Origin of the sequence: Haloferax profundi, assembly GCF_001469865.1 — an archaeon.
Taxonomy (GTDB): Archaea; Halobacteriota; Halobacteria; order Halobacteriales; family Haloferacaceae; genus Haloferax; species Haloferax profundi.
This window is the reverse complement of the sequence record NZ_LOPV01000257.1, coordinates 1-24,943: the sequence shown is the minus strand read 5'-3', so window position 1 is coordinate 24,943 and position 24,943 is coordinate 1. Positions and strand designations below refer to the sequence as shown.

At 62.9% G+C, this 24,943-nt stretch carries 24 protein-coding genes and 1 pseudogene; 12 read left to right on the top strand and 13 right to left on the bottom strand.

Features of this window, described 5'->3' with window-relative positions; genetic code table 11:
- The 3 genes from AUR66_RS11785 to AUR66_RS11775 all read right to left on the bottom strand — a co-directional run.
- On the bottom strand, positions 1 to 359 hold a 359-nt coding region (locus tag AUR66_RS11785), incomplete at its 3' end, for an AAA family ATPase (protein WP_157533081.1).
- Positions 360 to 443: 84 nt separating this feature from the next.
- On the bottom strand, positions 444 to 746 hold the full coding sequence (locus AUR66_RS11780) for a DUF7518 family protein (protein WP_058572577.1): 303 nt from the start codon (positions 744 to 746) through the stop codon (positions 444 to 446).
- 135 nt (positions 747 to 881) lie between these two features.
- Positions 882 to 2,231 (bottom strand): amidohydrolase, encoded by a 1,350-nt coding sequence (locus tag AUR66_RS11775; RefSeq protein ID WP_058572576.1) that lies wholly within the window; start codon positions 2,229 to 2,231, stop codon positions 882 to 884.
- 99 nt (positions 2,232 to 2,330) lie between these two features.
- Here AUR66_RS11775 and gatB point away from each other — a divergent pair, with 99 nt between their 5' ends.
- A complete protein-coding gene (gene gatB, locus AUR66_RS11770) occupies positions 2,331 to 3,821 on the top strand; it encodes an Asp-tRNA(Asn)/Glu-tRNA(Gln) amidotransferase subunit GatB (protein ID WP_058572575.1) in 1,491 nt (496 codons plus the stop codon).
- A 62-nt stretch (positions 3,822 to 3,883) separates the two neighbouring features.
- Here gatB and AUR66_RS11765 read toward each other — a convergent pair whose 3' ends face one another.
- From AUR66_RS11765 to AUR66_RS11755, 3 genes are all read right to left on the bottom strand, one after another.
- Positions 3,884 to 4,063: a hypothetical protein gene (locus tag AUR66_RS11765; RefSeq protein WP_058572574.1), complete on the bottom strand. Its 180-nt coding sequence runs from the start codon at positions 4,061 to 4,063 to the stop codon at positions 3,884 to 3,886.
- Positions 4,064 to 4,136: 73 nt separating this feature from the next.
- Positions 4,137 to 4,817: a hypothetical protein gene (locus AUR66_RS11760; RefSeq protein WP_058572573.1), complete on the bottom strand. Its 681-nt coding sequence runs from the start codon at positions 4,815 to 4,817 to the stop codon at positions 4,137 to 4,139.
- Between the two features lie 84 nt (positions 4,818 to 4,901).
- On the bottom strand, positions 4,902 to 6,356 hold the full coding sequence (locus AUR66_RS11755; protein ID WP_331456998.1) for an MATE family efflux transporter: 1,455 nt from the start codon (positions 6,354 to 6,356) through the stop codon (positions 4,902 to 4,904).
- 95 nt (positions 6,357 to 6,451) lie between these two features.
- Between AUR66_RS11755 and AUR66_RS11750 the strand changes: the two genes are divergently transcribed.
- Together AUR66_RS11750 and AUR66_RS11745 are read left to right on the top strand one after the other, a co-directional pair.
- On the top strand, positions 6,452 to 7,132 hold the full coding sequence (locus AUR66_RS11750) for a hypothetical protein (protein ID WP_058572571.1): 681 nt from the start codon (positions 6,452 to 6,454) through the stop codon (positions 7,130 to 7,132).
- A 119-nt stretch (positions 7,133 to 7,251) separates the two neighbouring features.
- Positions 7,252 to 9,774 (top strand): DNA topoisomerase I, encoded by a 2,523-nt coding sequence (locus tag AUR66_RS11745; RefSeq protein WP_058572570.1) that lies wholly within the window; start codon positions 7,252 to 7,254, stop codon positions 9,772 to 9,774.
- Here the strand turns inward: AUR66_RS11745 and AUR66_RS21245 are convergent.
- Positions 9,771 to 10,505 carry a hypothetical protein gene (locus AUR66_RS21245; RefSeq protein WP_157533080.1) on the bottom strand — a complete coding sequence of 245 codons (735 nt, stop codon included), beginning with the start codon at positions 10,503 to 10,505 and terminating at the stop codon, positions 9,771 to 9,773. The genes AUR66_RS11745 and AUR66_RS21245 overlap by 4 nt on opposite strands.
- 151 nt (positions 10,506 to 10,656) lie before the next feature.
- On the opposite strand from AUR66_RS21245, the gene AUR66_RS11735 reads away from it, so the two are divergent.
- Complete coding sequence (locus AUR66_RS11735; RefSeq protein ID WP_058572568.1) at positions 10,657 to 11,382, top strand: phosphoglycerol geranylgeranyltransferase; 726 nt, start codon at positions 10,657 to 10,659, stop codon at positions 11,380 to 11,382.
- 40 nt (positions 11,383 to 11,422) lie between these two features.
- On the opposite strand, the gene AUR66_RS11730 is transcribed toward AUR66_RS11735, so the two are convergent.
- Together AUR66_RS11730 and AUR66_RS11725 are read right to left on the bottom strand one after the other, a co-directional pair.
- On the bottom strand, positions 11,423 to 12,157 hold the full coding sequence (locus AUR66_RS11730) for a DUF4013 domain-containing protein (RefSeq protein WP_058572567.1): 735 nt from the start codon (positions 12,155 to 12,157) through the stop codon (positions 11,423 to 11,425).
- A 52-nt stretch (positions 12,158 to 12,209) separates the two neighbouring features.
- Positions 12,210 to 12,776 (bottom strand): cupin domain-containing protein, encoded by a 567-nt coding sequence (locus tag AUR66_RS11725; RefSeq protein WP_058572566.1) that lies wholly within the window; start codon positions 12,774 to 12,776, stop codon positions 12,210 to 12,212.
- Between the two features lie 99 nt (positions 12,777 to 12,875).
- On the opposite strand from AUR66_RS11725, the gene aspS reads away from it, so the two are divergent.
- The 4 genes from aspS (at position 12,876) to AUR66_RS11705 (ending at position 16,602) form a co-directional block, all read left to right on the top strand.
- A complete protein-coding gene (aspS, locus tag AUR66_RS11720) occupies positions 12,876 to 14,180 on the top strand; it encodes an aspartate--tRNA(Asn) ligase (RefSeq protein WP_058572565.1) in 1,305 nt (434 codons plus the stop codon).
- A gap of 232 nt (positions 14,181 to 14,412) precedes the next feature.
- Complete coding sequence (locus tag AUR66_RS11715; RefSeq protein WP_231727860.1) at positions 14,413 to 14,856, top strand: SHOCT domain-containing protein; 444 nt, start codon at positions 14,413 to 14,415, stop codon at positions 14,854 to 14,856.
- Positions 14,857 to 14,931: 75 nt separating this feature from the next.
- Positions 14,932 to 15,765: a pantoate kinase gene (locus AUR66_RS11710; protein WP_058572564.1), complete on the top strand. Its 834-nt coding sequence runs from the start codon at positions 14,932 to 14,934 to the stop codon at positions 15,763 to 15,765.
- Between the two features lie 87 nt (positions 15,766 to 15,852).
- Positions 15,853 to 16,602, top strand: a complete 750-nt coding sequence (locus AUR66_RS11705) for a 4-phosphopantoate--beta-alanine ligase (RefSeq protein ID WP_058572563.1) — start codon at positions 15,853 to 15,855, stop codon at positions 16,600 to 16,602.
- A gap of 30 nt (positions 16,603 to 16,632) precedes the next feature.
- On the opposite strand, the gene AUR66_RS11700 is transcribed toward AUR66_RS11705, so the two are convergent.
- On the bottom strand, positions 16,633 to 17,727 hold the full coding sequence (locus tag AUR66_RS11700) for a molybdopterin-dependent oxidoreductase (protein ID WP_058572562.1): 1,095 nt from the start codon (positions 17,725 to 17,727) through the stop codon (positions 16,633 to 16,635).
- 115 nt (positions 17,728 to 17,842) lie between these two features.
- On the opposite strand from AUR66_RS11700, the gene AUR66_RS11695 reads away from it, so the two are divergent.
- Entirely contained in the window at positions 17,843 to 18,907 is a 1,065-nt protein-coding gene (locus AUR66_RS11695; RefSeq protein ID WP_058572561.1) for a phosphotransferase family protein, read from the top strand.
- Between the two features lie 45 nt (positions 18,908 to 18,952).
- Here AUR66_RS11695 and AUR66_RS11690 read toward each other — a convergent pair whose 3' ends face one another.
- Positions 18,953 to 19,930, bottom strand: coding sequence for a glutathione S-transferase family protein (locus tag AUR66_RS11690; protein ID WP_058572560.1), 978 nt, complete (start codon positions 19,928 to 19,930; stop codon positions 18,953 to 18,955).
- 250 nt (positions 19,931 to 20,180) lie between these two features.
- Between AUR66_RS11690 and AUR66_RS11685 the strand changes: the two genes are divergently transcribed.
- Genes AUR66_RS11685 through AUR66_RS11675 form a run of 3 tightly spaced genes read left to right on the top strand, consistent with a single transcriptional unit; the run spans position 20,181 to position 23,218 of the window.
- Positions 20,181 to 21,215, top strand: coding sequence for a thiamine pyrophosphate-dependent dehydrogenase E1 component subunit alpha (locus tag AUR66_RS11685; protein ID WP_058572559.1), 1,035 nt, complete (start codon positions 20,181 to 20,183; stop codon positions 21,213 to 21,215).
- Positions 21,212 to 22,222, top strand: a complete 1,011-nt coding sequence (locus tag AUR66_RS11680) for an alpha-ketoacid dehydrogenase subunit beta (RefSeq protein WP_058572558.1) — start codon at positions 21,212 to 21,214, stop codon at positions 22,220 to 22,222. The genes AUR66_RS11685 and AUR66_RS11680 overlap by 4 nt, the downstream gene beginning before the upstream one ends.
- Entirely contained in the window at positions 22,223 to 23,218 is a 996-nt protein-coding gene (locus AUR66_RS11675) for an NAD(+)/NADH kinase (protein WP_058572557.1), read from the top strand.
- A gap of 19 nt (positions 23,219 to 23,237) precedes the next feature.
- Here AUR66_RS11675 and AUR66_RS11670 read toward each other — a convergent pair whose 3' ends face one another.
- Both AUR66_RS11670 and AUR66_RS21995 read right to left on the bottom strand, forming a co-directional pair.
- Entirely contained in the window at positions 23,238 to 24,707 is a 1,470-nt protein-coding gene (locus tag AUR66_RS11670; protein WP_058572556.1) for a dihydrolipoamide acetyltransferase family protein, read from the bottom strand.
- Between the two features lie 75 nt (positions 24,708 to 24,782).
- Positions 24,783 to 24,943: pseudogene (locus AUR66_RS21995) on the bottom strand (class I SAM-dependent methyltransferase); the annotation flags it as partial.

Here is a 24,943-nt window from a genome sequence, read left to right as displayed (position 1 = left end):
TTGATGGTTATCTCGTCTACGTCGCCGACGTTGTCCGTGCCGGCGGCGTTGACGACCTGTGACCGGTCGAGTGTGCCCTCGGAGTTGTCGAGGACGACGGTGACACTGGCTTCCTTCGGCTGCTTCGCTGCTTCGTCGCTCCCGTCGGCGTGGCCGGGGTTGTAGATGAGGTCTGTTAGCTTCTCGGCGCGAATCCCGCGGGTGCGGGCGAGGCCGAGTGCGAAGAGGACCCCATCGATGATGTTCGACTTCCCGGAACCGTTCGGGCCCGTAACGACCGTGAAATCCTCGTAGAACGGGATGCGGGTCGGCCGCCCGAAGCTCTTGAAACCGTCAAGGACGAGCTCTTTGATGTGCATGTGTTGGTGTTCGCGCGGGTGAGGCCCGCAAGGGTGACACGCCGTATGGACACAGGGCGTGCCGACGTGGGCCAGCGCCCCCGATTAGGCGACGATGATGTCGTCGTCGGGTGCCTGACTTTCTTCTTCGTCAGAGTCGTCGGCCTCATCCGGTTTAGTCTCATCGCCGTCGACTGGGGCTGCCGACTCGGCGTCTTCGGGCGCTGCCTCTTCGGCAGGCGTCCAGTCACCGCGGCGACGTGCGGCGCGTGAGGGCACCTCGACGTCGTTCGCGTCTTCGAGTTGCCGAAGTCGTTCTTTCGTCTCGACGAGTTCTTCGGTGAGTCCGTTCACCGCTGCTCGCAGTTCTGTAACCTGTGATTCGAGTTCCTCCACCCGATTGCTCATGCGTACAATAGCCCCGCGCGTGAGACATAAATGTGTGTCAGACAATCACCGAAAATGTGATACGTGCGCGAACAAACGCGCGTCTCTTCACTCGCAACAGGGGACTCCAGTAGTGGTTCCCGACGTGCGGCCAACTCACTCCTCGCGCACGTCGCTCTCCGCATCTTCGCGGTACGACTCTGTCACCGTCCCGCGGAAGGAACGAACCGCGTCGAGGTACGACGCACGAGAGCGTTTTCCATTCTTCGCGGCGCGAAGGTCGTTCATGGCCTCCGGGTCGGTGAGCACGTCGACGAGCGTGCAAGCCGTGAGTTTCGCCGGGACGACGTACGCCATCTCCTCGTCGACGACGCGGAAGTCGCGGGCGTGGACGGCCCCGTCGAACCCGCCGGTCCACGGGTGGAGACCGGGGACGAGTTGGGTGATATCGCCCATGTCGGTCGACCCCGAGAGGTGCGGGCGACCCTCGGTGACGGCGTCTGGGCCGACGATATCGCGGGCGTTCGCCTCGTAGAGAGACGCGAGCGTCTGGTTCGTCCGAAGCGGCATGTAGCCCGGATAGTCCTCGATTTCCACGTCGCCGCCGACGGCCATCGCACCCGACGAGAGGGCGCGGTTGACCGACTCGTTCGCCTCCGAGACTGCCTCGATAGAGGCCGCACGGACGTACGACTCCATCGTGACCTCGGCCGGGACGACGTTCACGCCGTCGCCACCGCGGGTGACAATCGGGTGGACGCGGACGTGGTCGTCGTCCCGGAACGTCTCTCGAAGCGCGTTCACCGCGTTCATCCCGAGCATCGCCGCATTGAGCGCGTTGACACCCTCTTCGGGGGCCGCACCGGCGTGTGCTTCCGTCCCGCGGTAGGTGACGAACTTCCCGACGAACCCGTTGGTCGAGAAGTTACTCGTGACCTCTCGTTCCGGCGTGTTGCTGCCGGCGTGCATCATCACCGCGGCGTCCCAGTCGTCGACGTAGCCACGGCGGATGAGTTCCTGTTTGCCGCCGAAGAACTCGATGTCACCCGATTCGTGGAGTCCGCGGCGGTAATCGAGGTCGAGGTACTCTTCGGCCGGGACGGCGACGAACTCGACCGAACCGTCGATGTCGTCGACGACGCCGCTCGCGACGAGGCCAAAGGCGGTTCCGACGAGGTTGGCAAGTTGCGCGTTGTGGCCACAGGCGTGGACCGCGCCGGTGTCCGGGTCGGCGAGTGGGTGGTCGGGATTGACGAGGGCGTCGAGTTCGCCGAGGACGGCGGCGACGAAGTCACCGGATCCTGCTCGGGCGCGAGCGCCGGTGATGGCGAGTTCCGTCTCCACGTTGAGGCCGAGGCCCTCGAATATCGAGACGACCTTCGCAGTCGTCTTCACTTCCTTGTAGCCGAGTTCGGGTTCGGCTTGCACGTCCTTCGCGAAGGCGACGATGTCGTCTGCGTGGGCGTCGATGGCGTCACAGACGCGGGCTTTGAGTTCCTCGGTCATCTGGTCTGCGTGTCGAGACGGGGGCAACCCTGATAAGTGAAACCGCCTGCTCGCGCCCGTCCCGTTAGTCTTTAGCCCACCGCCGTCGAAGCGCGGTCAATGACTGCGCAAGCGCTCGAACAGCGCGAACTCGCGGTCGTCATCGGGTTGGAAGTCCACGTGCAACTCGAGACGTCCACGAAGATTTTCTGTGGCTGTTCGACTGAGCCTGCCGAAGACGAGGAGCCGAACACCCGCGTGTGCCCGGTCTGTCTCGGGCTACCCGGTGCGCTCCCGGTACTCAACGAGACGGCTGTCGAGTCGGCGGTCAAAATCGGGAAGGCACTCGACGCCACCGTCGCCAAAGACACTCGGTTCCACCGGAAGAACTACTACTACCCCGACCTGCCCAAGAACTTCCAGATCACCCAGTACGACGCACCCATCTGCGCCGACGGGACGCTGGAAGTGTCTGTCGAAGGGAAGCGCCGTGACATCGGCATCACTCGCGCCCACCTCGAAGAGGACCCCGGGAGCCTCCAGCACAAAGGCGGCAGCATCGACACCGCGGACTACACGCTCGTCAACTACAACCGTGCCGGCACGCCACTGATGGAAATCGTCACGGAACCGGACTTCCGAAGTCCCCAAGAGACCCGCGCGTTCCTCGCCAAACTCGAAGAGGTGCTCGAATACCTCGGCGTCTTCGATGCCACTCGCGACGGGTCGCTCCGTATCGACGCCAACATCTCGCTCGTCCCCGCGGACGAAGTCGACGACGACGGCACGATTTCCGACGAGGCGCTCGAAGCGGCGAACCGGACCGAAGTCAAGAACATCTCCAGCCACAAGGGCGCAGAGAAGGCCCTCGCGTACGAGGTCACTCGACAGAAGAACGCCATCAAGCGCGGGCGTGCCATCGAACAGGAGACGCGCCACTGGGACGAGTCTCGCGGCATCACCGTCTCGATGCGCTCGAAGGAAGAAGAGAAAGACTACCGCTACTTCCAGGAGGCCGACCTCCCGCCGCTCCAGGTCGCCCACTGGAAAGAAGAGATTCCGATTCCGGAACTACCGGACGCCCGCCGCGACCGTTTCCAGAGCGAGTACGGACTGGACGAAGAGTCCGCATCGAAACTCACCTCGACCAAGGAAGTCGCCGACTTCTTCGAGGACGTCGCCGCCGAGTTCGACGCTGACCTCGCCGCGACGTGGGTCGCCGACAACCTGCTGGGCGAACTCAACTACCGCGACATGCTCATCACCGACGTGTCGGACCGCCTCGACGAGTTCACGCGCCTCGTCGAACTCGTCGACGCCGACGAGGTGACGACGAAGAACGCCGAGGAAATCGTCCTCCGCAAGATGCTCGACGAGGGGACGGACCCCGACACTATCGTCGACGAAGAGGGCCTCGGCAAGGCAGACGACGACGAAATCGGCGGGTTCGTGCAGGACGCTATCGACGAGAACCCCGACGCAGTCGCCGACTATCACGACGGCGAAGGCGGTGCGCTGAACTTCCTCGTCGGACAGGTCATGCAGAAGTCACAGGGGAGCGCCGACCCCGGTACCGTGAACCAACTGCTCCGCGAGAAACTCGACGAATAAGGACGCGTGCGGCGCGGACGAGCCGCGCTACGGTTTTTTACGACAGTCGACGACGGCCGAGACTACGCCGTCTTGTGACGGACGTACTGCTCGAACGGGACGAACTCGGTCGACCCACACGCGGCGCACTCGTCCGGTTTACTGTAGTGGTACGTTCCCTCTTCGTGACTCACCGTGCCAGCGTACACCGCGTGGCATCCATCACAGACGTATTGTTCTGGCAGTTCTGGGGTGTGCGACATAGGTCTCTATTGTGTCTCCACCTACATGATACTAGGTTGCCAGTAGACGCTCGCCACGACCACATCACACCTCTCAGTCGCGTTCGAGCAACACCACCGCACCGTAGACGACGCCAAAGAACGATAACACCGCTTCGGCCTTCGGGTTCGAGGCGGTTCCTCTCGACCCGGACTGGTAGACCACGTAGTACTCGCCGTCGAGTTCGAACACTCGACCTTTACCCTCGTCGGCCCAGAGTGGTTCGTCGGTCTGTATCCGCCCCGTTCGAATCGCTCGTTCAGCGGCAGGGTTCGGATAGTTCGAGAGCGACTGGGCGACGTCGTCGAGGGCAGTCGCCGCCGACACGCGTTCCGTCGAGAGGACGAACTGGCCGTCTTCCCACGTCGAGTCGTACGCGTAGACCCGTCCGTCACTGTACGCGAGGTACTGCTCCTCGGTGGCGAGGTACCCCGACGTACTCGACACGATAGTCGGGTGGTCGACTTCCACGCTCTCGTTCAACGTCAGTGCTTCCAGTGTGCAGTACCGTGTGTCTGCGGTCCCCCACCAACAGTCGAACCCATCGATACCGTGGTGCATATCGTACCGTGCACTCCCGTCGGGGACCGCTAGGTGGTTCTCTTCGACCGTTATCTCGGCCGATTCGTAGAAGTAGTCAGTGCCGGTCACCTCGAGTGCTGGCCCCCAAAACGGGTTCGTGACGAGGAGAAGGCCGAGGACGAGGCGGCGTGTGCGTGGGGAGGGCAGTCGCATATTCACTCGCCACACTGTGACCGAAAAGCCGTTTCGGCTGTCAGTTCGGTGCAGTCGGGTCGCTCTCGCCCGCGATTCCGACCCTTAGTCGTCGTTCGCTGCCGGAACCGGTTCGTGGTCCAACACGCCCTCGCGCCACGTTCCCGCACGGAACCACGCGACGGCGACGACGAACGAGGCGACAGCGCCGACGACGTACGCCCACCAGAGACCTTCGACGCCCCACCCGAGACTCGATATGGGGCCGACGAGGGGAACACTCACCGTCCACGTGAACGCGGCGACGATGGCGACGGGGACGCGGAAAATCCACCGCGAGAGGAACGACAGCGCCATCGCGGCTTTCGTGATGCCAGCACCGCGGAACGCGCCCTGAATGACCATGACGCCGCCGAAGAACGCCCACGACGGAGCGATGATGCGGAGGAAGGTGATTCCCTCGTCGACGACGGCCTGTTCGTCGATAAAGAGGCGCATCGCCTCGGCGGGGAACGCCACGACGAGGCCAGCAGCGGTGAAGAGCAGGCCCATCGTCGCCGCCATCGCGGTCCACGTGACCGATGCGGCCCTGTCGGGCGTTCTGGCACCGAGGTTCTGGCCGACGCCCGTCGCCGTCGCCTGTCCGACGGCCCCCGAGACGGTCCACGAGACAGACATCAGCCGGACGCCGATACCGTACGCGGCGGTCGGAATCGGGCCGAACCGGGCGACGAACCCGGCCATCACGACGGCCGAGAAACTCCGCGCCCACCCGTCGAGCGTCGCTGGAGAGCCGATATCGACGAGTTTCTTCAGGCGTTCTGGGTCGGGCCGTAAGTCGGCGACGTGGAGTTTGACCCCCCAGTCGCCGCGGAGGAGGATGTAGACGCCGACGGCCGTCGCGAACAGGCGGGCGACGAACGTCGCAATAGCGGCACCGCGGGTACCCATGCCGGCAATCGTGAGGTCCACCCCGAAGGCGGAGACTGGCCCCGTCCCGAGGATGAGAATCGGGTCGAGGACGACGTTCAACCCCGCGGAGACGACCATCAACCACATCGCAGTCTTCGTATCGCCCGCCCCTTGCAACGCTGCGCGGAACGCGAAGAAGAGGAACGTGAGTGGAAGCGAGAGGAAGATGACCTCGATGTAGGCGAGTGCTTCGGTGTAGACGGCACCCTCCGCGCCGATGAGTTCGAGCAGCGGGTGTCGAAAGAGGAATCCAGCGGCGGCGAGGGCCACAGAGACGGCAATCGTCAGCAGAATCGTCTGGCCGACGACGTGGTCTGCCTCTCTGTCCTCGCCGGCGCCGACGTGCTGTGAGACGAGTGCAATCGTCGCCGCGGTGATTCCCATGGCCGTCGAGACGAACATCCAACTCATGGGGAACATGAGCGAGACGGCGGCGACGGCGTCTGCACCCACCCGACCGACCCAGAACACGTCAGCGAGGTTGTACAGCGTCTGGAGGAGATTACCGGCGACGAGAGGCCACGAAAGGGCGAACAGTTTGGGAGCGATAGCCCCATCTGTCATATCTATTCGCGATTCGCTCGACACGTTCGAGAGTTGGAGTGAGTCGCGTTAAGAATGTGGGTCGCGGAAGCCGCGCTGTGTAGAGTTATGACGTCACGGCGCGTACATGACAGGCAGGAATGCGAACGTCTGTCGGCCTCGTTCTCTGTGTGGTCGTCGTCGTGGCTGCCGGCGTGGCGATGGCCGATGGGCCGGTGCTAACCGAGCAAGAACCGAACAACGACCCGACACACCCGATGGAGGTCGAATCCGAAACCGTCGTCGAGGGAGCCATCACCTACGAGTATGACTGGGACGAAGGGGTGTATCGGTACATCGACCAGGACTACATCGCTGTCTGGGCGACTGAGGGACAGTACGTCGAAGCCACGATCGAGATGACCGATAGCTGGGGAGCGGTGACTGTGGTCATCACGAACACGACGAACATCCGGACGATGGACCCAGTGACTGTCGAAAACGGTGAGTCTCGGACGCTCCGCATCATTGCTCGCGAGACCGGGTGGCACCGTGTGTTTATCGGCGCATACCTTCCGGGGGGAGAAACGTTCGGTGCCGGGTCGTACCGGCTCACGCTCGCTGCAACCGACACACCCGGTGTGACGAATCCTCCCCCAGACACGGATGCAAAAGTAACTGTGGGCAGTGACGGCGTCGACCGAAGAAACGTCGAAGTACCGCCAGAGAATCCGAACAGACTGGGACTCGGTGATTTCATCGAACTCGCTGGTGTCATCGTCGCAGCAGTTGGGCTTGCGTTCAGTTACGTGAAGTACAGACAGCGGAAAGCAAGCAAGTAATGAACCTCTCGCGCGCGTATCGCGCCCTCGCCCACACCCACATACGCGCGTTTTGAGGCTTCTAACCCTAGAATTCGTGCACGAAAGGTTTAGGACACCGCCCGACATATCGCCGGGCAATGAGTCGTGGCCCCGACCTCATCATCACGGAGAAGGACAACGCCGCGAGACGTATCGCCGACATCTTGAGCGGCGAGACGGCCTCCGCAGAGCGAATGAACGGCGTGAACGTCTACAAGTGGGGCGGCAAGCGCTGTATCGGCCTCTCAGGTCACGTCGTCGGTGTCGACTTCCCTCCGGAGTACAACGACTGGCGTGACGTCGAACCGGTCGAACTCATCAGCGCTCCCGTCGAGAAGCACCCCACCCAAGAGAACATCGTCGCCGCCCTCCGCCGACTCGCCCGCCGCGCCGGCAGTGTCACCATCGCCACAGACTACGACCGCGAAGGTGAACTCATCGGCAAGGAGGCGTACGAACTCGTCCGCGAGGTGAACGAAGACGTGCCCGTCGACCGGGTTCGCTTTTCCTCTATTACGAAACGCGAAGTGACGGAGGCGTTCGAGAACCCCGACGACTTGGACTTCGACCTCGCCGCCGCCGGTGAAGCACGGCAGATTATCGACCTCGTGTGGGGGGCCGCCCTCACCCGCTTCCTCTCGCTCTCGGCCCGGCAACTCGGCAACGACTTCATCTCTGTCGGCCGGGTGCAAGGACCGACGCTGAAACTCATCGTCGACCGCGAACGCGAAATCGAGGCGTTCGACCCCGAAGACTACTGGGAACTGTTTACCAACCTGACGAAGGACGCCGACGGGGCCGCCGAATCCTTCGAAGCCCAGTACTTCTACCTCGACGAAGACGGAACCGAAGCGGAACGCGTCTGGGACGAGGAGGCCGCCGAAGAGGCGTACCAGACGCTCCTCGGCGTCGACGCCGCCGAGGTCACGTCGGTCAAACGACGGACTCGCACGGACAAACCACCCGCGCCGTTCAATACGACGCAGTTCATCCGCGCCGCAGGGTCGATTGGCTACTCCGCCCAGCGAGCGATGAGTATCGCCGAGGACCTGTATACGGCAGGGTACATCACGTACCCGCGGACAGACAACACCGTCTACCCGGACGACTTGGACCCGCGCGAACTCCTCGGCGCGTTCGAGGGTGACCGCCGCTTCAAGGAAGACGCCGAGTCCCTCCTCGAACAAGAGGAGATAGAACCGACCGAGGGTGACAACGAGACGACCGACCACCCGCCGATTCACCCGACTGGAGAACTCCCCTCCGCATCGGACCTCTCCGACGACGAGTGGGACGTGTACGAACTCGTCGTCCGTCGGTTCTTCGCCACTGTGGCCGAAGACGCCGTGTGGGAACACCTCCGCGTCGTCGCCGAGGCGGCCGGTCTCTCGATGAAGGCGAACGGCAAACGCCTCCTCGAAGCGGGCTACCACGACGTCTACCCGTACTTCAATTCCACCGAATCGTTCGTCCCCGACGTGGAAGAGGGCGAATCGCTCGCCGTCACCGACACGCACCTCGACGCCAAGCAGACCCAACCGCCGCGTCGCTACGGGCAGTCGCGTCTCATCGAGACGATGGAGCAGATGGGCATCGGGACGAAAGCAACCCGCCACGACGTGATTCAGAAACTCTACGACCGCGGCTACATCGAGAGCGACCCGCCGCGTCCGACCCGCCTCGCACGGGCCGTCGTGGAGGCCTCCGAAGACTTCGCGAAACTCATCGTGAGCGAGGAGATGACCTCCCAACTCGAATCCGACATGATGGCTATCGCCCGCGGCGAGGCCACACTGGAAGACGTCACCGACGAGTCCAAGGAGATTCTTCAGGACGTATTCGAGGGCCTGATGGAGTCGCGCGAGGAACTCGGCAAGCAACTCCAGGATTCGCTGAAGGCCGACAAGACGGTCGGTCCGTGCCCCGACTGCGGCGGTGACCTCGTCGTCCGCAAGAGTCGCCGCGGGTCGTACTTCATCGGGTGTGACTCCTATCCCGACTGCACGTACACCCTCCCCCTCCCGTCGACGGGCAAGCCGCTCATCATGGAAGAGACGTGTGACGAACACGACCTGCACCACATCAAGATGCTCGCCGGGCGCAAGACGTTCGTCCACGGCTGTCCACTCTGTAAGGCCGAAGAGGCAGACGAGGAAGACGACATGGTCATCGGCACGTGTCCCGAGTGCGGTGACGAACACGAGGGAGAACTCGCTATCAAGCGCCTCCGCTCTGGGTCTCGCCTCGTCGGGTGTACTCGCTACCCCGACTGCGACTACTCGCTTCCACTCCCGCGTCGCGGCGACATCGAAGTGACCGACGACTCGTGTGACGAACACGACTTGCCGGAACTGCGCATCACCTACGACGGTGACCGAGAACCGTGGGAACTCGGCTGTCCCATCTGTAACTTCCGTGAGTACCAGGCCCAGCAGAACGGCGAAGGCGGGTCGGAGTTAGAGAGCATCAAGGGTATCGGCGCGAAGACCGCCGAGAAACTGAAAGACGCCGGTATCGAGGACGTGAAGACGCTGAAGGCGTCCGAACCTGACGACGTGGCCGCAAAAGTCGAAGGTATCGGTGCCGACACGGTTCGCAAGTGGCAGTCGGCAGCGGACTAAGCGTCGAAATTCGTCGATTCCGTCTCGACGTGCTCAGCGATAGACCGTGCAGAAAAGAACGGGACGAATTTTTCTCGGAGATAGTCTCGACACTCGCGGGTTGACAATTCGGGCTCGCCAGCGATGACGTCGTGTCGGCGGGCTATCGAAGCGATGACAGGTGAGAGGTCGACTTTCGGGTTTGCATCCCACGTTTGACCGCTTTCGAGGTTTTTCCACCAGAGCGTCCATCGAACTCCGTCAGTTCCGACAGCAACGAGCGTCGTTCGTTCACGCTCAAACAGGTACTTACAGAAGGTGTCGCTTTCGACGTAGGATTTCACGTCATCGGTAGCATCCGTCTTCGCACCGTCCATCTGTTCTCGGTTTGCAGCCTTCGCTTCCAAGATACAGACGAGACCGTCATCAACATTTTTCATCAGATAATCTGGCTGTTTAGGTTCGATTTTCGAGAATGTTGTCGGACGCCGGACGAAATGTGGACCTTCACCCTGGTATCGTTTGCTGGTGGGATTGAAGTACTCAAGTGCGTGGAGAATCGGTTCGATAAGGTACTGTTCAGTGAAATCTTCTGGGGACTGTTGGACTCTCGGACCGCTTAACCCGTAATGACTATCGAGCAACCTCTGAAGTTCCCCGCCCTCGCCCAACTCTCGGAATTTCTTTGGGAATACTTCGAGTGACTGCCGGACACGCTCAGCAATCACGTTGTTCGCATCAAGAGAGTCCATCACTGAAAGTTGTGCTATGCGGTGTTAAGAATCGACCGACTCCTCTACGATAGCAATCGCCTCGTCGGTCAAGCGGAAAATTGTCGTCTGGGCCACTATTCGCCCAAAACTTCCGCACGCTTTTTAGGCCCCCTCCGGCATAGAGCGACCAATGAGTTATCCGTGGGAAGACTGGGACCACATCACCAAAATCGACCCAGACAAGGACCTGGTGGACGGCGAGACGTTCGAAGACGTGTGTGAGACGGGGACCGACGCCCTCGAAATCGGCGGCACACTCGACATCACCGAAGAGAAGATGGAACGCGTCATCGAGGCGACGGCGAAGTACGACGTGCCCATCTATCAGGAACCGTCGAACCCCGGCGTCGTCATCGACGACGAACGGCTCGACGGCTACCTCATCCCGACGGTGTTCAACGCGAGCGACTCCTTCTGGATTACCGGCGCGCACAAAGAGTGGGTCCGCATCGAAGACGGGCTCGACTGGGACCGCACCCACACCGAGGCGTACATCGTGATGAACCCAGACTCGTCGGTGGCCGAGTACACCGAGGCGGACACCGACCAGTCCGCAGAGGACGTGGCCTCCTTCGCCCGCGTCGCCGAGAAGATGTTCGGTCAGAAGATAATCTACGTCGAATACTCCGGTACCTACGGCGACCCCGAGAAGGTCGCTGCGGCCCACGACGCACTCGACGACTCGACGCTGTTCTACGGCGGCGGCATCCACGACTACGAGTCGGCCTACGAGATGGGCCAGCACTCCGACGTCGTCGTCGTCGGCAACCTCCTGCACGACGAAGGCGTCGATGCAGTCCGTGAGACGGTCGAAGGCGCGAAAGACGCGTCTGCGGAACTCGTCGACGCGGAGTAACCCGACGCGACAGCGGCCAACTGACCGAACTCTCTTCTGACTACGCCGACCCGACCGCATCTCTCTGCGATTCACGGGGCGGCCGAGACGCCCGTTTCGAGGCGACGTTCGTCCCACGGCCGAGGAGCGTCGCGGCCGCGACGAGCGTCACGAACGACACGCCCGCCGTGAGTACGACGCCGGCGAGTGGGAACGTCCCGACGAGGAATCCGAGCAGTCGCCCCCCGAAGACGACGAGCGCCGACGCGGACACGACCGAGACAAACGCGCTGTCGCCGACGAGCGCACGAGTTACGGGGACGGCGGCGACGATGGACTGCTCGTGAGCGAGTGCAACCGTCGCAGCGGCACCGACGTACGTCCCAGCGAGTGTGGCGAGCCCCGCGGCGACGAGGCCAACCACGTCGAACGCAGAGAGGCCGAGGTACTGGAGTGTTCGCGGGTCGGCGACAGTGGCGAACACCGTGAACGGTGGAGACGACGAACCGAGGACTGCGCCAGCGACGGCGAAGGCAGGTAATTGGAGTGCGACGAGAACCACCGAGAGGCGCGTCCCCTCGACGGCCATGCCGAGAACGTCGTCGAACGCCGGGAGTGTCGGTGCGTCCCGGCCGCCGGCGCGGACGAGTCGTGCGACGTAGCCAGCGAGGAGAACGCCGGCGAGCGGCGTCGTGAACGACGCGAGCGTTGCAAGCACGCCAAGGGCGACAGTATCGAACGAGGAGTCCGCGGCGAACGGGAGCGCGACAGCGGATTCGAGGTCTGACAGGTCCATGTTCACGGCGGAGTGGCCCCGGTTTCGTATATAAATCTCCGCAGGAGAGAGGCTACTCCTCTCCAGTCGGTTCTCCCTCAGTCGGTTCACCGTCCCAGTAGCCGACTGTGGCGTCGCGCGGGAAGTAGTCGTGGAACGTCCGTTCGCTCTTGTCGCCACCCGGTGCAGCACCGCAGAAGACGCCGACTTTGTCCGAGTCGGGGTAGACGGTCACGTCGGGGTGGTTCATCGTCGAGATGGCGAGGTACCGAAGCGGTTCGTCGCCGTCGTTTTCGACCTGGCGGACGTAGTCTGCGCCTGCTGGAAGGGCGACGTACGCTCCCGGTTCGAGGGCGAGATTGGATGCGCCCTCGCGGGTGTGGAGCGTCCCCGACCCGGCGAGGACGTACACCGCCTCTTCGTTGCCTTCGTGGTAGTGCGTCGGCCACGGGCGCTTGCCCGGCGGAACTTCGTAGAGCGAACACCCGATGTCGCGCCCACCTGCTGCCGCGCCGAGTTGTTTCCGGCGGAAGGAAAACTGGGTTCCTCGTTCGGTTTCGCGCCAGTCGATGTTCTGTTCGCAGACGGCAATCGGGGCGTTCTGTGTCTCGTCTGTGGACGGCGTCGAATCGGGTCCCATAGTCTGGCTGACACACCGCTCGACAAAGTAACATGGTACCGAGTACCTCGCGGAGTCGAAACGACCGTATTTATCACGCGCGGTCCGGAATCACGTCGTATGCGAAACCGAACGTACACGGCCGACGCCGAGCCTGGCGACACGGTCACCGTCGCCGGCTGGGTACACGAGATTCGTGACCTCGGCGGCATCGCGTTCCTGATTCTCCGGGACACCACCGGCAAGATTCAGGTCAAATTCGAGAAAGACGAGATGGACGACGACCTCGTCGAGACGGGCCTCGGCGTCCACCGCGAGAGCGTCATCAGCGTCACCGGTGACGTCGCAGAAGAACCGCGCGCACCGACGGGCGTCGAAGTCACGCCCGAGAGCCTCGACGTTATCGCGGAAGCCGAAGCGCAACTCCCCCTCGACCCCTCCGGGAAGGTCGACGCCGAACTCTCGACGCGCCTCGACAACCGCACGCTCGACCTGCGCAAGGACGAAGTGAAGGCTATCTTCGAGATTCGCGCCGAGGTTCAGCGCGCCGTCCGCGATAAGTTCCGCGACCTCCGCGCCACCGAAATCAACACGCCGAAAATCGTCGCCACCGGGACCGAAGGCGGCACCGAACTCTTCCCCATCACGTACTTCGGCAAAGAGGCGTTCATGAACCAGTCGCCCCAGCTGTTCAAGCAGCTGATGGTCGGCTCCGGTCTCGAACGCGTCTTCGAAGTCGGCCCAATCTTCCGCGCAGAAGAACACAACACGCCGCGCCACCTCAACGAGGCAACCTCCATCGACTTCGAGTCGGCCTTCATCGACCACACCGAAGCGATGGACGTGTGTGAGGCAGTCGTCAAGGCCGCCTACGAGGCAGTCGAAGAGAACTGCCAGGACGAACTCGAAGCACTCGGCCTCGCCGAGGAGTTCGAAGCGCCGTCCGGCGAGTTCCCGCGTCTCACCTACGAGGAAGCCATCCAGCGCATCAACGCGACGGGCGAACTCGACGAGCAACTCGTCTGGGGCGACGACCTGCCCACGGAAGGCGAGAAGGCCCTCGGCGACGACGTCGGCGAGCACTACTTCATCACCGACTGGCCGAGCGAAATCAAGCCGTTCTACATCAAGGACCACGACGACGACGAGACCCTCTCGACGGGCTTCGACATGATGCACCCGAACATGGAACTCGTCTCCGGTGGCCAGCGTGAACACCGCTACGACCACCTCGTCGCTGGGTTCGAACAGCAGGGCCTCGACCCCGACGCGTTCGAATACTACACGAAGATGTTCAAGTACGGCATGCCCCCGCACGCAGGCTTCGGCCTCGGCGGCGAGCGTCTCATCATGACGATGCTCGGACTGGAGAACATCCGAGAGGCCGTTCTGTTCCCACGCGACCGCCAGCGCCTGTCACCGTAGGCGACGGCGCAACACGAGCGTGGGAGCAGCGAGCAAATCTTCGATTTGCGAGTGAGTTCCCGCGAGACCGGCAGCGTCTGAGTCCGTAGACGAAGACTTGGAGAGCCAGCGAGACGCACGAAGTGAGTCTCGCCGGACCGGCAGCGCCTGTCGCCGTAGGCGACGGCGCGACGACCACCATCCACGATTTTTTGGCGAAACAGTCGTTACCTCTCCGACGAGTCACTACTGTATGAGTGAACGTGGTCGCCGGAGAGAACGAGACGAGCGACCGATGAACATCGTCGACGACGAAGAGACCCCGCTCGAACAGGTGGTCGCCGGCGTCGTCATGGCTCTTACCTTCCTCGTCGGGTTCGGTCTCCTCGCGCTCGGTTATCCGTTTTTCTGGGTTGCATTTCCCGTCGGGTTCGCCGGTGTCCTTCCGGCCGCAATCGGTCTCGTGAGACTCTACGAGTCCCGTCAGACCGAGGAAGCGGACGAAGAACAGTCCGAGACAGAAGACGCGTTGGCGACGCTTCGGCGACGCTACGCGAACGGCGAACTCACAGAAGAAGAGTTCGAGGCGAAAGTCGAGCGATTACTGGAGACCGAGACAGTCGCAGATGCCCGGAACACGGTTTCGGCGCACAGGGTGCGCGAATCAGAGACCGACGTAGAGTCAGAACAGAACTGAACTGAGGAGACAGCGGGGACGGCCGAGCGAGACGAAACGCAACACCGTTAACCGACCCCCGTCGTAGGAAGACCGATGAGCGACGACGCGACGGCTTTCGTCCCCGGTCACATTACGGGGTTCTTCAGCGCCCATCCCGACGACGACCCGGCAGTCGCAGGGTCACGCGGCGCAGGCGTGACGCTCTCGGATGGAGTCACCGTCACCGTCGAACCGGCGGACGAACCCGTCGTCACCCTCGACGGCGAGGCTGTCGAGATGCCTCCCGTCGCCGACGTGTTGAGCGCACTCGGCGTGACCGCCGCAGTCCGGGCCGATAGTGAGTTACCCCTCGGCGCGGGGTTCGGCGTCTCGGGGGCGATGGCGCTCGGGACGGCACTCGCGGCCAACGCCGTCTTCGAGTCTGGCCGGTCCGAGAACGAACTCGTCACGCTCGCCCACGAAGCGGAAGTCCGCGCAGGCACGGGACTCGGGGACGTCGTCGCACAGGCCCGCGGCGGCATGCCCATCCGTGTCGACCCGGGCGCACCAGACCACGGTCGAATGGACGGCATCCCCGCACGCCCACACATCGAGTACGTCGCCTTCGGCGGTCTCTCGACGGCGGACGTGCTCGCAGGCGATACGACCACGCTCACCGCTGCGGGCGAGACGGCACTCGACGCACTCCTCGAAGAACCGACCGTGGGACGCTTCCTCAGCGAATCCCGACGGTTCGCACGTGACGCAAATCTACTCACCGACCGCGTGGAGGCAGCAATCGACGACGTGCGAGACGCCGGCGGCGACGCGTCGATGGCGATGCTCGGCGAGACAGTCTTTGCCGTCGGAAGCGGCCTTTCGGACGCTGGGTACGACCCCGAGCGGTGTCGCATCCACCCCGCTGGAGCGACACTGCGCAGTGAGTGAGAAAGGTCGGTTCGCGTTCTGCACCAGTGCGCGTTCCGCATCCGCGATGAGAAAACGTGTTACTCCCGGAGTGACGACCCTCTGTCAATGAGCGACATCGAGATTCCCGAGAGTCACCCCCGTTACCAGTCGCTTCTCACCCGTCACCGAATCGAGGCGGGCGTCGAGAAGGGCATCACGAGCAAGCAAGGCCTCATCGCGCAAGGTCGCGGCGAGGCGTTCGACTACCTCCTCGGCGAACAGACGACTCCGAGCGCGGACGAGGCAGCGCGTGTCGCCGCAGCACATCTCCTTCTGGCCGACCACCCCGTCATCTCTGTCAACGGGAACGTCGCGGCACTCTGCCCCGAGGAAATCGTCGAACTCGCCGAGGCCGTCGACGCAGACATCGAAGTGAACCTGTTCAACCGGACCGAAGAGCGCATTCAGGCTATCGTGGACCACCTTCGAGAACACGGTGCCGACGAGGTGAAGGGACTGACCGCCGACGGGCGGATTCCGGGTATCGACCACGAACGCGCCAAAGTCGACGCCGACGGCATCGGGAGCGCCGACGTGGTCGTCGTCCCACTCGAAGACGGTGACCGCGCGGAGGCCCTCGGCGCGATGGACAAGACGGAAATCGTCGTCGACCTCAACCCGTTGTCGCGGTCTGCGCAGGTCGCCACCGTCCCTATCGTGGACAACATCATGCGCGCCGTCCCGAACATGACGGCCCACGCACGGGACCTGAGAGACGCCTCGCGCGAGGAACTCGAAGCCATCGTCGACGCGTTCGACGCGGCCGCCGCACTCGCGGCGGCCGAGCGAGCGATTCGCAGCGGAAGCGACGAGTGAGCGTGCCCGTCGCCGCGAGCGACCACAGCTTCAACTGAACCCGCTGACTAACACCGCAAGCCACTGCGCCGGGTCCCGGCGTCGCCGCACTTCGACCGACTCTATCCACTTCACCCACTGGAACCCGCGTCGGTTCGGCGCGACGAGACGAAGCGGTGCGCCGTGGCCGTGCGAGAGTGGTTCGCCGCCGACGTGTGTGGCGAGGAGCATCTCTCGGGCCTCCTCGATGGGGAACGACCACCGAAAGCCCGTCACCGACCGGACCGTGACCCACCGTGCTGACGAGTGAACATCGGCGTTGGCGAGCACGTCGCCCAGTTTGACGCCGGTCCAGTCCTGTTCTGTGTACCAGCCACTCGTACAGTCGAGGAGAACCGACCGTGTCTCCTGCGGGACCGACTGCGCCTCGTCTGGGTCGAGGGCGGAGACGCCGAGCGTGAGCGGCCGGTAGACCAATCCACCAACCGAGAGCGACCACGTCTCGGTGTCGACTGGGTCTGGGTCGTCAGCGACCCAACTCGTGACCGGGAACGCGCCGTTTCCCTCGCCGGGCGGGAGCGGACGAGACCCGGTGAATCGCCGTGTCGTCCCTTGGAGTGCACCCACCGTCTCCGTCGCACGGTACGCGACAGCGCCGAAGACGAGGAGTGCCCCGTACTGGAGCGCTCTCCGGCGTCCCTCGAAGTCGGCGCGGCGAGGCGTGTGAAACCGCGACCGAAGGTGGACCAGCAGAATCGGGACGACGAGGAGACCAAACCCGATGTGGACGTTGAGGAGCGTCCAGAACCCGAGTCGGACCTCCACGCCTGCGACCCACGCGATACCGGTTCCCAGCGCTGCGAGTGCGACGACAGCGAGGAGGATTGAGGTGGCCGTATTCCGGTCGTGGAGGCGCGAGTCGAGGACACGGTGGCGAACCCGGTACAGTTTGAACCCGACGAGCGCCACGAGCGTCAGGCCCGCGACGCCGTGGAAGAGAAACAGCGCCCCGTTCGCCGGGTGGCCAGCGCCGAGGCTCAACACACCGGAGAGCGCCTCGAATAGTACGAGGACGAGGATGGACCAATCGACCGCTCGGGGCGGCGGTTCGACTCGTCTGAGCGCGCGGACGAAACGGCCGGCCATGTGACTATGTAACAGTCAGAAGCGGAAGTACCCGTCGCGGTGAGTTGTCGAAAAGGGACAGAGCGTGCCGCCTCCGCCACCAAAAATTTTCTACGAATCGACACGAACCGGAGATATGGTCAAGGTCCCCGAAGCACGGGAGGTGTCCGAGCAGACGATAGCGGACATTGTCCACTCGTCGCTGCCGGGGTGGCGACTCCAGACGGCGCAACCTGCCCAGCGGGGGTTCTCTTCGGTCTATCGGGTCGTCGTCGAGCGCGATAGCACGGAACGAGAACTCTACCTCAAGAGTTCGCCAGACGGCCAGACATGGGGTATTCCAACCGAAGCGAGAATTCAGGCCGTCCTCAGTGCTCACACGTCGATTCCCGTCCCCGAGGTGCTCAGCGTCACCGACGACCACGAGTCCCACCCGACACCGTACTTCCTCATGCGTGCGGTACCCGGTGCAGAAGTTCCCTACGAGCGTGTCGGTCGATTCGACGACGACGTACTCAAGCGACTCGCCCGGGAAGTAGGTGCGTACCTCGGTGAGTTACACGCCGTTCCAGCAGTCGAGCGTTTCGGGCACGTTCGGTCCGACGGACCCGAGTTGACCTGCGGGCGACCCAGCGGAGACCCAGAAACGTTGACCGTCAGAGCACCACGGGAAGACTGGCCAAAGTATCTGCGAGAACGGGTCGACGGAGAACTCGACCGGCACGCAGAGAGTCGGTTTTCGGACCTGACAACCGAACTAACGCAGTGGTTCGACGCGAGAATCGAGAACCTCGACGGTCCGTTCGAGCCAGTCTTGGGCCGCAACGACCACGGGTTACACAACCTTCTCGTCGACCCCGACACGGGCGAAGTCACTGCGATGCTCGACTGGGCGTATACCCTCGCGGTTCCGGCAGCGTTCGACTTCGAGTTCGCCGTGTACCTCTTCAGTGGAGCGTTCCTCGCTGGACTCCCAGACGTCACGGACCGCCGCTCTGTGGTCCGAGAGGCGATGTACGGCGGCTATCGGACGACTGCACCTGGGCGTGCCGAGGCAGTGTCGACGCACGAACCGGTCTACGAGATGCTCGCGATGGTCCGCATCATGAACGACTTCCGCCACTTGACGTTGCCGCAGGGAACTGAGACAGCGGTGGAAGAGCGAATCCGGGCAGATGCGCAGGTGCTGTTGAACCGATAACCGTCGGCCAGTGAAGAGACGACCGGCCGACCCACCAACACGACCTCAGTCGTCTGCGAGAACAGGTGGAAGTTCCGCGTCGAATCGGTCTCTGTCGTGCGATTCGGAGAAGTCGAGGTCCGGACCGACGCCGTAGATTCGCTTCGGGTTGATGTCGCCGTGACTGACGAAGTAGTGTCGGACGATGTGGTCCATATTGACCGTCTTGGAGACGCCCGACAGTTGGTAGATATCCTTCGTGTAGTTCCAGAGGTTGTCGTACTCGTGGATGGCCTTCTTGTTGCACTTGAAGTGCGTGTGGTAGACGTGGTCGAAGCGGACGAGCGTCGCGAACATCGCGATGTCTGCCTCGGTGAACACGTCGCCGGCGAGGAAGCGCTGGTCGGAGAGGACGGACTCCCAGTGGTCGAGTGCGTCGAACAGGTCCTCGACGGCGTTCTCGTAGGCCTCCTGCGTCGTCGCGAATCCGGCGCGGTAGACGCCGTTGTTGACCGGTTCGTATATCTCGTCGATGAGGCGGTCCACCTCGTCTTCGTATCCGTCTGGATTGAGGTCCACGTCGTTCTCGGCGAGGGGGTCGAACGCTTCGTTCAGCATCCGCATAATCTCGCGTGACTCGTTGTTCACGATGGTCTCACGTTCTGTGTCCCACAGCACGGGAACGGTGACGCGCCCGGTGAACTCGTCGTCTGCCCGGAGGTAGATGTCGCGGAGGAACTCCTCGTCGTAGAGTGGGTCGGGATACTCCTCGGAGAACTCCCACCCGTCGTCGATACGGACCGGTTCGACGAGCGAGAGTGACACCACGTCTTCGAGTCCTTTCAGCGCCCGTGTCATCGCCGTGCGATGTGCCCACGGGCACGCGCGGCAGATGTACAGGTGGTATCGTCCCGCCTCGACGGGGAAGCGGTCGTCCTCGCCGACCCAGTTGCGGAACGTCGTCGTCTGTCGCTCGAACTCGCCGTCGTCGTTGTTGGCGACGAACGTGTCCGTTCGCCACTCGCCCTCGTAGAGCATGTTCATGCTACCACGACCTGGGGTACTCGCATCAGCGGGCGTTAGGGATTCACGAATAAAAGGAGGCAGGCGACATCGATGTAACCGGGTGACTGAGTGGGGACGGTCGAGACGACCGAGGATGTGGTCGCGGAATTGACAGTTAGACGAGGGAAACACTATCTGCGGATTAAACCACCACAGAACGCCGAAATTCACTGTTTCTGGTAGGTAGAGAAAGAGCAATTATAATTGGTGTCAATTGTTGTGATGCCGCATGGTGGTAATAGACATAGAAACCGAGGATGGACAGCGAGAAGCGCTCCGTCGAATGCTGACGATTCGTGCGTTCGACACGAAGGCAGGAGACCTGTTCGCGGACGGAGAGCTTCCGGGATTCGTTCACCTCTACGTCGGAGAAGAGGCAGTCGGGGTCGGTGCGTGTTCCGCCCTCGAAGCAGACGACTACATCACGAGCACCCACAGAGGCCACGGTCACTGTATCGCGAAGGGACTCGACCCGAAGAAGATGATGTCCGAGCTGTACGGAAAAGCAGACGGATACTGTAACGGCAAAGGTGGGTCGATGCACATCGCAGACGTGGACGCCGGGATGCTCGGCGCGAACGGCATCGTCGGTGCCGGCCCGCCGCTGGCGACAGGTGCCGCACTCACTGCACAACTCAAAGGCGAAGACAAAGTCGCACTGGCGTTCTTCGGCGACGGCGCAGTCGCACAGGGACAGGTCCACGAGGCAATCAACATCGCAGCGACGTGGGACCTTCCGGCCGTCTTCGTCGTCGAGAACAACCAGTACGGTGAGGGGACGCCAGTCGAGAAGCAACACAACGTCCAGAACCTCAGCGAGACCGCTGAGGCGTACAACATCCCCGGCTTTACCGTCGATGGGATGGACATCACCGCCGTCTACGAAGCGGTGAAAGAAGCCCGAAATCGGGCCGCAGACGGACAGGGACCGACGCTCATCGAAGCCGAGACCTACCGATACCACGGCCACTTCGAGGGCGACCAACAGCCGTACCGAACAGAAGAAGACATCGACATTTGGAAAGACCGCGACGCTATCGAGTCGTTCAAACAGCGACTCGTCGACGCGGGAACCATCACCGAAGACGAGTTCGACGAGATGAAAGCCGAAATCGACGAGCAAATCGAAACGGCCGTCGAAGAGGCGAAATCGGCACCATACCCAGACCCGAGCGAGGCCTACGAAGACATGTTCAACGCGACAGTACCGGAGATTAGTCAGTTCTCGAGTCAGATGCGGGCCGACGGAGGTGAAGACCGATGAGTACCGAAACGACCTCCGGAACAGGACCAGCAGACACCCAAGAGATGACGTTCCGGGAGGCGATTCGTCTCGCCCTCCGCGAGGAGATGGAACGCGACGAAGACGTCTTCATCATGGGCGAGGACGTCGGGAAGTTCGGCGGCGTCTACGAAGTCACTGGTGACCTCGTCGAGCAGTTCGGTGAAGCACGCGTCCGGGACACGCCAATCAGCGAGGCAGGCTTCATGGGTGCCGGCGTCGGTGCGGCGGCAACCGGGTCACGCCCAATCGTCGAAATCATGTTCTCGGACTTCATCGGCGTCTGCTCTGAGCAGATAATCAACCAGATGGCCAAGAACCGGTACATGTTCGGTGGGAAGACGGAGATGCCCATCACCGTCCGAACGACCGAAGGTGGCGGCAGTGGCGCTGCCAGCCAACACTCTGGGACGCTCCACACGTGGTTCGCCCACTTCCCCGGGGTTATGGCCGTCGCACCCGGCACACCCGAGTCAGCGAAAGGCCTGTTGAAGTCGGCGATTCGGTCGGACGACCCTGTCATCTTCTTCGAGAACAAGGAGATATACGGCCAGACGGGTGAAGTCCCGCTCGACGAGAACTACACCCTTCCCATCGGGGAAGCGAACGTCGAACGCGAAGGTGAAGACGTGACCGTCGTCGCGACCCAGCGTATGGTCGGTGAGTCGCTCGAACTCGCCGAGGAACTCGATGGGCAGGTCAGTGTCGAAGTCATCGACCCACGGTCACTGTACCCGCTCGACACGGACACACTCGTCGAGAGCGTCAAGAAGACTGGCCGCCTCGTCATCGCCGACGAGAGTCCGCTCTCGTACGGGACACACGCCGAAATCGGTATGCGAGTCATGGAGAACGCGTTCTTCAGCCTCGATGCGCCAATCCAGCGTGTCGGTGTCGCTGACGTGCACATCCCCTTCAGCCCCGTGCTCGAAGACGAGGTTCTCCCGCACGCCTCGGACGTGGAAGCCGCAATCAACCGTATCGTATAAGTGACGACGACAGTCGGACTCGTCGTCAATCCTGCTGCCGGGCGCGACATCCGTCGCCTCACCGGCGGTGCGAGCGTCAGTAACAACTACGCGAAACGACGTACCGCGGGGTGCGTCCTCGCTGGACTGACGCTAGTCGAAGACGTCGACGTCCTCGTCATGCCAGACAGTTCCGGCCTCGCAGACCGCATCGTCGACGACGCGCCGTCGGACCTCGACGTCGGGTTCGTGGACATGCCAGTGAGTGCGTCCGGCCGCGACAGTCGCAACGCAGCAGCACACTTCGAGCAGCACGCAGACGCGGTGGTCGTCCTCGGCGGCGACGGAACGACCCGAGACGTGGCACAAACCATCGGTGACGTTCCCGTCGTGAGCATCTCGACGGGGACGAACAACGTCGTCCCGACACCAATCGACGGCACTGTCGCGGGTGCCGCCGCCGGACTCGTCGCAACCGGAGCGATACCTGCTGACGAGGCGACGATTCGCCACGGCACTATCGAAGTCGACGTGGAAAAAGCAACCGGCGCAACGTCGATTCGCGGACTCGCGACGGTGGGAGTCCTCGACCGAGCGTTCGTCGGAACACGGGCGATTCTCGACCCAGAAGACATCGTCGGTGGTGTGGTCTCGCGCGCGTCACCGGCCGAAATCGGTCTCTCCGGCCTCGCGGGTGGCCTCGTCACACACCGCCCGGACGAACCCGGTGGTGTCGGCTTCCGACTCGCCCGCGAGGGCGCCACTGGAACGAGAGTCCACGGGATTACGGTTCCCGGGACACTCTCAGAGGTTCGGGTCGCGGACTACCAAGTCCTCGACGACGAGGAACCGTACACCTTCGAGGTGCCTCGCGGTGTGGTCAGCGTGGACGGTGAACGTGAACACGAGGTCCAAGACGGCCTCGTCACGCTCCGGCCGGTTTCAGATGGACCGCGTCTCGTCCAGATAGAATCGGTGCTCGAACGAGCAGCCCACGAGGGCTACTTCCGAGCCTGACTTTCTTTTTATGTCGCCGTTAGCGGCCACCTGCCGCGATGACGAGTGACCACGGGTTTTCGACGTGTTCGACGAGACTCCCGAGGAACCGTGCAGCGTCGGCACCGTCGACGATACGGTGGTCGAACGAGAGCGAGAACGAGATGACTCGGCGGACTGCCACGTCCCCGTCGTCTGTCGGGACGACTTCCTTTCGAATCGTGTTGACGCCGAGGATGGCGACCTGCGGCGGGTTGATTATCGGGTCGAACGATTCGACGCCGAGGACGCCGAGGTTCGATATCGTGAACGTACCGCCGGTCAGGTCGTCCATCGTGTAGTCGCCCGAGAGCGCACGTTGGGTGGTTTCGGCGCGTGTCTCGGCGAGTTCGGCGAGCGAGAGTGAGTCCACGTCGCGAACGACAGGTGCGATGAGTCCTTCGTCGATGTCGACAGCGACGCAGATGTTGTGTGCCTCGTGGAGTTGGTGAACGTCGTCTTCGAAGGTGGCGTTGAACGCCGGATACTCGTCGAGCGCTGCCGAGACTGCGAGGATGAGAACGTCGGAGATAGACACGTCGACGCCGAGTGCGTCGTCCGCCGCGTCCGCGGCCGCGAGCAGTTCCTCCGCGTCGGCGCGGCGGTTGACCGTCACGTGGACAGATTCCCGGTAACTCTGGCCGAGTCGGTCTGCAATCGTGCGGCGCATCCCGGAGAGTGGGCGCTCCATCTCGACTGGTTCGGCTTCGGCGGCGACTGCTTCACCTTCGGACACACCACCCGACTCGGCCGCCGCGCGAACGTCCGATTCGGTTATTCGACCGTTCTGTCCGGTCCCTTCGACCTGCGAGATTTCGACACCGAGTTCCCGGGCCAACCGGCGAGCGCTCGGTGGTGCGAACACGCGCTTCTCTGCTGCACCCTCAGCTGAACTCGCTGTGTCCGCCGCGGCCGCACCGCCTTCACTGGGCGCGGACTCGGCCGCCTCCTCGACGTCCTCTTCGGTAATCGAGCCCTGGAACCCGGTCCCTTCGACTGTCGTGAGGTCGACACCGAGTTCCTCTGCGAGTTGTTTCGCCCGTGGTGACGCACGAACGTCACTTGCCTCCTGTGTCTCTTCGGCCGGTTTCTGCTGTGTGACCGCCGACTGGGACGCACTGGACGCTTCGGCAGTCGCCATCTCGGGTTCTTCTTCGGCTGCTTCCGCTTCTTCGGCACCTGCGTCGGCATCTCCCACACCTGCTTCTGCTTCCAGCGACGAGATGTCTTCGTCCGCCTCGGCCACGATTGCGACTACCCCACCGGGTGCTGTCGAGTCACCTTCGGCGAGGAGTGCACGTCGCAAGACGCCATCTTCTTTCGCTGTTATCTCGGCTGTCGTCTTCTCAGACTCGATTTCGGCGATTGGTTCACCCTCGGTGACTGCTCCACCCTCTTCGACGAGCCACGCGGCGAGTTCCCCGGACTTCATCTCCAGCCCGAGTTTGGGCATCTTGACAATATACGCCATGGTAACACAATACACAATCTATCACGAAATAGGTTGGCAGGGAACCCAACCCGACTTCCTGTTCCCGAGGTTCGTTCACTCGTCGACGACACCGGCGCGAATCCGCGCGAACCCCAAGGCCTGCGTCGACGAGTCGACGACGTGGCACCGCGATTCGAGGGACCGATGGGCCGCGAGGAGTCGCCGGTCGAGCATCGCCGTCGGCGACCCGCGCATCGTCCGCGTGCCGGGCGGTG